This is a genomic window from Paratractidigestivibacter sp., assembly GCF_052362415.1.
In the GTDB taxonomy this organism is placed as follows: Bacteria; Actinomycetota; Coriobacteriia; order Coriobacteriales; family Atopobiaceae; genus Paratractidigestivibacter.
The window spans coordinates 1-1425 of the sequence record NZ_DAWEMK010000148.1 but is presented as its reverse complement, the minus strand read 5'-3'; the positions used below and the strand labels follow the sequence as shown (position 1 = coordinate 1425).

Annotated in this window: 1 protein-coding gene and 1 pseudogene; one reads left to right on the top strand and one right to left on the bottom strand. The window is 69.3% G+C overall.

The features are described 5' to 3' along the window. Nucleotides 1–592 (top strand): annotated as a pseudogene (locus ACT84W_RS10100) (3-deoxy-7-phosphoheptulonate synthase); the annotation flags it as partial. Nucleotides 593–710: 118 nt separating this feature from the next. On the opposite strand, the gene ACT84W_RS10095 reads toward ACT84W_RS10100, so the two are convergent. Further along, complete coding sequence (locus ACT84W_RS10095; protein WP_444329116.1) at nucleotides 711–1253, bottom strand: M20/M25/M40 family metallo-hydrolase; 543 nt, start codon at nucleotides 1251–1253, stop codon at nucleotides 711–713. Nucleotides 1254–1425 lie beyond the last annotated feature (172 nt).

The following is a 1425-nucleotide window of genomic DNA, read 5'->3' as shown; positions in this document are numbered from 1 at the left end:
GTACCTCGTCGATGTTCTGAGCTACGTCGCCGTGGGCGCGCGCTCCGCCGAGAACCAGGAGCACCGCCTCGTCGCCTCCGGCATCAGCGTGCCCGTGGGCATGAAGAACCCGACCGCCGGCTCCATGACCGTCATGCTCAACTCGATCTACGCGGCGCAGGCGCGCCAGAGCTTCATCTACCGCGGTTGGGAGGTCGAGTGCGACGGCAACCCGCTCGCGCACGCCGTGCTGCGCGGCTACATCGGCCTCGATGGGCGCAACTACCCGAACTACCATTATGAGCACCTCGAGCGCCTGGCCGGCCGCTACCTCGACGCCGACTTCGCCAACCCCTCCGCGATCATCGACTGCAACCACGACAACTCCGGAAAAAGGCCCCTTGAGCAGCCGCGCATTTGCAAAGAGGTGCTCGAGAGCTGCAAGCGCAACGACCTTGTGCGCCGCATGGTCAAGGGCTTTATGGTCGAGAGCTACCTCGAGGACGGCAACCAGCCCGTCGACGGCGGCGTCTATGGCAAGTCGATCACCGACGCCTGCCTCGGCTGGGACAAGACCGCCCGCCTCGTCCGCGACATCGCCGACGCCCTCTAGCGCCCCGCCCCGCCGCCCACCAACGATGGGTGACAGTCATTGCGCGCAGCTTTTGGGGACACCCATTGGCTGGTGACACCCATCACGCAATGGCTGTCACCCAGCGTTGGTGAGGGGCTTAGAGGCAGGTGTCCTTCGCGAGGCGCGTGAGGACGCGCTGGACGCGGAGGACGTCGGCGCGCGGGACGTACTCGTTCGGCTTGTGCGCGAGGGCGAGCGAGCCGGGGCCGTAGCTCATGCAGTTATGGTTTCCGCAGGTACCGGCGATGACGGCGGTGTCGGTGTAGCCGGTGAAGAAGCCCACCTCGGCAGGCGCGCCCTCGGCGTCCGCGGCGGCGCGCAGCGCGGCGAGCAGGGGAGAGGCGGGGTCGCGCTCGATGGGCGGGCGGTCGCCCGTGACCTCGTAGCTGCCGTGGTTGCCGGGCACGCGCTTCTCGGCCGCGGCGATGGCGGCCTCGACGGCGGCGCGGGCGGACTTGGTCGATGCCGGCTGCACGAGGCGCATGTCGATCCACAGCTTGCATGAGTCCGGGACGACGTAGGGGCGGTAGCCGCCCTCGACCTGCCCGAAGGTGACGGTCGGGCGCCCGAGTTCCTCGTGCTTCGGCAGCGCCTCGCACCAGCGGCGCAGCTCGCAGACGACCTCGGCCATCGCGGCCACGGCATCGGCGCCCTACCACGGCTGGCTTGCGTGCGCCGTCTGCCCCGTCATCGTGACTTCGAACCAGGTGCGCCCCTTGTGCGCGACCTGGATCTGGCCATCGGTGGGCTCGGTGTCGACGACCCACTCGTCGGCGCCGACCCAACCTTCGCGGATGGCCGCCTCGACGCCG